At 68.6% G+C, this 5,826-nt stretch carries 8 protein-coding genes; 5 read left to right on the top strand and 3 right to left on the bottom strand.

All coding sequences use genetic code 11. The features are described 5' to 3' along the window. Positions 1–143, top strand: a 143-nt coding sequence (locus tag VKG81_RS08780; RefSeq protein ID WP_324395540.1) for an MspA family porin, incomplete at its 5' end; no start/stop codon positions are given. A 13-nt stretch (positions 144–156) separates the two neighbouring features. Here VKG81_RS08780 and mscL read toward each other — a convergent pair. From mscL to VKG81_RS08765, 3 genes are all read right to left on the bottom strand, one after another. Continuing rightward, a complete protein-coding gene (mscL, locus tag VKG81_RS08775) occupies positions 157–612 on the bottom strand; it encodes a large-conductance mechanosensitive channel protein MscL (RefSeq protein ID WP_324395539.1) in 456 nt (151 codons plus the stop codon). 102 nt (positions 613–714) lie between these two features. Beyond that, positions 715–1,026: an FmdB family zinc ribbon protein gene (locus VKG81_RS08770; protein ID WP_324395538.1), complete on the bottom strand. Its 312-nt coding sequence runs from the start codon at positions 1,024–1,026 to the stop codon at positions 715–717. Between the two features lie 37 nt (positions 1,027–1,063). Then, on the bottom strand, positions 1,064–1,684 hold the full coding sequence (locus VKG81_RS08765; RefSeq protein ID WP_324395536.1) for a 5-formyltetrahydrofolate cyclo-ligase: 621 nt from the start codon (positions 1,682–1,684) through the stop codon (positions 1,064–1,066). A 73-nt stretch (positions 1,685–1,757) separates the two neighbouring features. Here VKG81_RS08765 and VKG81_RS08760 point away from each other — a divergent pair, with 73 nt between their 5' ends. From VKG81_RS08760 to glpR, 4 genes are all read left to right on the top strand, one after another. Further along, a complete protein-coding gene (locus tag VKG81_RS08760; protein WP_324395535.1) occupies positions 1,758–2,669 on the top strand; it encodes a UTP--glucose-1-phosphate uridylyltransferase in 912 nt (303 codons plus the stop codon). Between the two features lie 40 nt (positions 2,670–2,709). Then, positions 2,710–3,981 (top strand): gephyrin-like molybdotransferase Glp, encoded by a 1,272-nt coding sequence (gene glp, locus VKG81_RS08755; protein WP_324395533.1) that lies wholly within the window; start codon positions 2,710–2,712, stop codon positions 3,979–3,981. Positions 3,982–4,000: 19 nt separating this feature from the next. Continuing rightward, complete coding sequence (locus VKG81_RS08750) at positions 4,001–4,654, top strand: GNAT family protein (RefSeq protein ID WP_324395531.1); 654 nt, start codon at positions 4,001–4,003, stop codon at positions 4,652–4,654. Positions 4,655–4,811: 157 nt separating this feature from the next. Further along, on the top strand, positions 4,812–5,801 hold the full coding sequence (gene glpR / locus VKG81_RS08745; protein ID WP_324395529.1) for a gephyrin-like molybdotransferase receptor GlpR: 990 nt from the start codon (positions 4,812–4,814) through the stop codon (positions 5,799–5,801). The last annotated feature ends 25 nt before the right edge of the window (positions 5,802–5,826 follow it).

The raw sequence follows: 5,826 nt of genomic DNA, 5'->3' as shown, positions 1-5,826 counted from the left end.
CGGACGGCGCGGTGGCGGTGTCCAACGCGCACGGCACGGTGACCGGCGCGGCCGGCGGTGTGCTGCTGCGCCCGTTCGCGCGGCTCATCTCCAAAGCGGGTGACAGCGTCACCACCTACGGCGACCCTTGGAACATGAACTAGCGCTTCCGGCCGGCTAATCCTTGTCGGCGCTCGTCGTCTCGGCGGTGTCCGGGCTGGGCCCGGTACCCGGGCCCAGCGTGCGCCGGCCCACCTGGCCGTCGGTTGACAGGATGTCGCGGATCTCCGTCAACAGGCTCAGCTCAGTATCCTGAGCCTGCTCGATCTCGCCGCGCTTGCGGTAGGTGTTGTAGGGCAACACCACCACGAAGTACACCAGCGCGCCGATCAGGATGAAGTTGATGGCTGCCGACAGCACGACGTTGAGGTCGATGGTCTGCCCGCCGCCGATGTTGATTCTCAAGATGCCGTAACTGGACTGGCTGCCCGCTCCGATCCGGTTGACGAGCGGCTGGATGATGCTGTCAGTGAATTTGGTGACGAGTGCCGTGAATGCGGTACCGATGACGACCGCGACCGACAGGTCGACGATGTTGCCGCGCGCCAGAAACTCCTTGAAGCCTTTCAGCATGGGATGACCCTCCCGTAGTTCGGCCAACGGACCGTGAGCCGAACGTTAGTCCCATCGGGGCTCGGGGGAGGGCAAGCGTGAGGTTTCGGCCGGCAGATGATGTCAGCTGGCCGCGGCCGCCGGCGCGGGAGACGGCGCGGACTTGCTTGCGGAGGAACTCGACGTGTCGGACCCGCCCGACGAGTCGCCGCCGCCGCTCGCGGGCTTGTCGCCGCCCGACGAGCCCTTTCCCGACGGCAACCGGCTGTCGGTGCGGTAGAAGCCGGGACCCTTGAACACCACGCCCACCGAGTTGAACAGCTTGCGGAGCCGGCCGGAGCACTTCGGGCAGGTCGTCAGCGCATCATCGGTGAAGGCCTGCACCGCATCGAACCGGTTGTCGCATTCGGTGCACGCGTAGGAATAGGTCGGCACAGAAACCTCCGATTAGGCTAGCTTGTTAGCACTCTACCTATTCAAGTGCCAACGGGAAAGCCGCATTCCCGGGTCGAGACAACGTCACAAGCCCACGGGCGGGCGTCAGCGCATGCGTCATCGGCACGTCGTGGGGTTCGGCCGGCAACTCGTCGACGAGCTCGTCGTCGCGTACCACGGCGATCAGTCGTGCGCCCGGATCGCGGAAGCTCAGCGAGCGGTCGTAGAACCCGGCACCGCGGCCCAGCCGTGCCCCGTGGCGGTCGACGGCCAGCGCGGGCACGAACACCGTGCCCGCGCTCGCCAGCGCGGCCGGCGCCAGCCACGGACCACTCGGCTCGAGTAACCCGAACGGGGCAGCCACCAGCCCGGCGCGCCGGTACTCGGCCCACCGCAACGGCAGCGGCGTCCCGTCATCCGACGTGCGCGCCACCGGCAGCAGCACCCGAACGCGCAGGTCGAGCAGGATGCCCGGCAGGTCGGGATAGCCCGGCTCGGTTTCGAGCGGCGCGTACGCGGCAACAATCTCGTCATCGCTCACCAAGGCGGCCAGGTGCTCACCGAGGGCCCGGCGCTCGGCCCGGCGGACGGTTTCGGGCACCGATCGCCGCGCGGCGACTCGCTCTGCCCTGATGCGGTCCTTTAACGTGAGCGCCACCGGTACACGATGACAGGGGGATTACAGCGATGGAACAGAGAGCCGAGCGCCCGCTGGCATTAGGGTGTCAGTGATGACACGGCCACACCCGGCGATACCCCGGACCGCGATCGTGCCGGCAGCCGGTCTGGGCACCCGGTTCCTGCCTGCAACCAAGACGGTTCCCAAGGAGTTGCTGCCCGTCGTCGACACTCCCGGCATCGAGTTGGTCGCTGCCGAGGCGGCCGAGGCCGGCGCGGAGCGGCTTGTCATCGTCACCTCCGAAGGCAAGGACAGCGTCGTCGCCCATTTCGTCGAAGACCTTGTACTGGAAGGGACACTCGAGGCGCGCGGAAAGCAGGCGATGCTCGAGAAGGTGCGTCGCGCGCCGGCCCTGATCAAAGTGGAATCCGTCGTCCAGCGCGAGCCGCTCGGCCTCGGCCATGCCGTCTCCTGCGTGGAGCCGGTGCTGTCCGACGACGAGGACGCGGTGTCGGTGCTGCTGCCCGACGACCTCGTGCTGCCGACCGGCGTGCTGGAGACCATGTCCAAAGTGCGCGCCAAGCGCGGCGGCACGGTGCTGTGCGCGATCGAGGTGCCCCCGCAGGAAATCAGCGCCTACGGCGTGTTCGACGTCGAGGAAGTTCCCGACGCGGTCAACCCGAATGTGTTGCGCGTCAAGGGGATGGTGGAAAAGCCCAAGTCAAAGGACGCTCCGTCGCCGTACGCGGCCGCGGGTCGTTATGTTCTGGACCGGGCGATCTTCGATGCGCTGCGGCGGGTGCCGCGCGGCGCCGGCGGTGAGATCCAGCTGACCGACGCGATCGCGCTGCTGATCCAGGAGGGCCATCCTGTACACGTCGTCGTGCACCGCGGCTCTCGACACGACCTGGGAAATCCCGGAGGCTACCTCAAAGCTGCGGTTGACTTTGCATTGGATCGTGACGACTATGGCCCAGACTTGCGGCGCTGGTTGGTCGAACGATTGGGCTTGACCGAACAGTAGGCGCGTGCCGGGCCCACACTCGACGGCAGAAAGGCATGCTGTGCGTTCGGTGGAGGAGCAGCAGGCTCGTGTAATGGCCGCGGCGGTCGCCCCGAGGCCGGTGCGCGTCGCCATTGCCGAGGCGCAAGGCCTGATGTGCGCCGAAGAAGTGGTCACCGAGCGCCCGCTGCCGGGGTTTGATCAGGCCGCCATCGACGGATACGCCGTCCGCAGCGTCGACGTGGCGAGCGTCGGGGACTCCGACGATCTCGACGACGACGCTGAATTCGAGCCGGACGGCGTGGAGGTGCGGCTCCCGGTCGTCGGCGAGATCGAGGCCGGCGCCCGCACACCCAGTCGGCTCCAGCCGCGGCAGGCGGCGCGGGTGCAGACGGGCGCGCCGATTCCGACCCTGGCCGACGCGGTGCTGCCGCTGCGCTGGACCGACGGCGGCGATTCCAAGGTTCGGGTGCTGCGCGGGGTGAGGTCGGGCGCCTACATCCGGCGGGCGGGCGACGATGTGCAGCCCGGCGACGTGGCTGTACGCGCCGGCGCCATCATCGGTGCGGCGCAGGTGGGGCTGCTCGCTGCGGTGGGGCGGGAGCGCGTGCTGGTTCACCCCCGGCCACGGCTGTCGGTGATGAGCGTCGGTGGTGAGCTCGTCGACATCAACCGCACGCCGGGCAACGGCCAGGTGTACGACGTCAACTCCTATGCGCTGGCGGCGGCAGGCCGTGACGCCGGCGCCGAGGTGAACCGGGTCGGGATCGTCAGCACCGACCCCAAGGAGCTTCGCGAGACGGTCGAAGGCCAGCTCAACCGGGCAGAACTGGTCGTGATCGCGGGAGCCGTCGGCGGCTCGGCCGCCGAGAACATTGTGTCTGTGCTGTCCAAGCTCGGTGAGATTGAGGTCAGCCGGGTCGCGATGCATCCGGGCTCGGTGCAGGGTTTCGGTCAGCTGGGTCCCGAAGGGGTGCCGACGTTCCTGCTGCCCGCTAACCCGGTCGGCGCGCTGGTGGCTTTCGAGGTGATGGTCCGCCCGCTGATCCGGTTGTCGCTGGGGAAGCGCCAGCCGATGCGCCGCGTCGTCGAGGCGCGCACGCTGTCGCCGATCTCATCGGTCCCCGGTCGCAGGGGATACCTGCGAGGGCAGCTGATGCGGGATCAGGACAGCGGCGAGTACCTGGTGCAGGCGCTCGGCGCGCCCGGTGCGTCGTCGCACCTCCTCGCCACCCTGGCCGAGGCGAATTGTCTTGTGCTCGTGCCGAGCGACGCCGAACAGATCCGCACGGGCGAGATCGTCAGCGTCGCGTTCCTGGCCCAGCGCGGCTGAGCAACGGAGCCGGCGTCGCGTGAAGATTCTCCGTTCTACCTCCATACACCCGGGATGGCCCGCGACCGTCGGGCCCATTCGGGTGCCGGTCGGACTCGTCCGGCTGCGGCCCGTGCGGATGCGCGACGCCGCACAGTGGAGCCGCATCCGGCTGGCCGACCGCGGCCACCTCGAGCCGTGGGAACCGAGCGCCGATTTGTATTGGGAAGCGCGGCAGAGTATCTCGGCGTGGCCATCGGTCTGTTCCGGGCTGCGCGCCGAGGCCCGGAAGGGCCGGATGCTGCCGTTCGCGATCGAGCTCGACGGCCAGTTCTGCGGCCAGATGACGGTCGGCAACGTCACGCACGGCGCGCTGCGCTCGGCGTGGATCGGGTACTGGGTGGCCAGCACGGCGACGGGCGGCGGGGTCGCCACCGCGGCGCTCGCACTGGGGCTGGACCACTGTTTCGGGCCGGTGATGCTGCATCGCGTCGAGGCCACGGTTCGGCCGGAGAACGCGGCGAGCCGGCGTGTGCTTGCCAAGGTGGGCTTCCGGGAGGAAGGCCTGCTGCAGCGCTACCTCGACGTTGACGGGGCATGGCGTGACCATCTGCTGGTGGCCATCACCGTCGAGGAGGTGTACGGGTCTGTGACATCCGCGTTGGTCCGGGCCGGCCACGCGAGCTGGTCCTAAGCCGTTACGGATGTGACTCAAGTGGCCCGTGGTGCTTGTCTGTATCGAATTACAGGTGTGTAATTGTCATCGTCATCGCTACTTCTATTGGGACCGGCGCGCCTCATGCCTTCGCGCTGATCACGGACCTAGCCTGGCGCTGAAAGGAGCAGGCAGCATGCCAAGCGTCCCCCAATCACTTCTGTGGATCTCCCTTGTGGTGCTTTGGCTGTTCGTCCTCGTTCCGATGCTGATCAGCAAGCGCGACGCGGTGCGCCGCACTAGCGATGTCGCTCTGGCCACCCGCGTGCTCAACAGCACCGGGGCCCGCAAATTGCGGCGCGGCCCGGCGGCGGGGCATCGCAGCGATCCGGCCTGGCAGCCCCCTGACGACGTCGACGACCTCGACGACGACGAGGCTGAAACGGCCCCCCGGGCGGTGGTGGTGACCGGCGTCGACGAGGCCGTAGCCGACGAGGAGCCCGACTATCTCGACGTCGATGTCGTCGAAGAGGACTCCGGCGCGCTGCCGGTGGGCTCGAGCGAAGCCGTCGAACCCGAGCCGGAACCGGAGTGCCAACCCGAGGAGCCGGTCGCCGAAGACCTCCACGAAGACGAGGAGGCCGAAGAGCCGGTCGCCTCCGAGGACGACGGCACCGCGGACGAGTACGAATACGTCGAGGACACGTCAGGCCTCGAGTCGGGCGACGAGCCCCCGACCACGGTGTCGCCGAGCGCTTCGCGTCGCCGGATGTACGACTCGAAGACCGCGGCCGCCGTCAGCGCGCGCAAGTACAAGTTCCGCAGGCGGATGGTGTCCGTGATGGCGCTCGTGCTGATCGTCTCGGCGGCCGCGGCGTTCACGGGGTGGCCGCAGGGGAAGTGGTTGTGCGCCACCGCTGGAGTGATCACCCTGTTGTACTTGGCCTATCTGCGGCGGCAGACCCGCATCGAGGAACGGTTGCGGCGGCGGCGCATGCAGCGGATGGCACGGTCTCGGCTGGGCGTGGAGAACACCAGCGACCGAGACGTCGACCTGGCGCCGTCGCGGCTGCGGCGCCCGGGCGCCGATGTGCTGGAAATCGACGATGAGGATCCGGTCTTCGAGCACTTGGACTACACGCCTGGGCCGATGGACTATCAACTTCCGCGCGCGGCCGGCCAGTAGGGCCGGCGACATCGCCCGAACGGGT

Source organism: Mycobacterium sp. (genome assembly GCF_035314905.1).
GTDB lineage: Bacteria > Actinomycetota > Actinomycetes > Mycobacteriales > Mycobacteriaceae > Mycobacterium.
The sequence above is the reverse complement of the archived record's forward strand: the minus strand, read 5'-3'. Positions and strand labels throughout refer to the sequence as shown.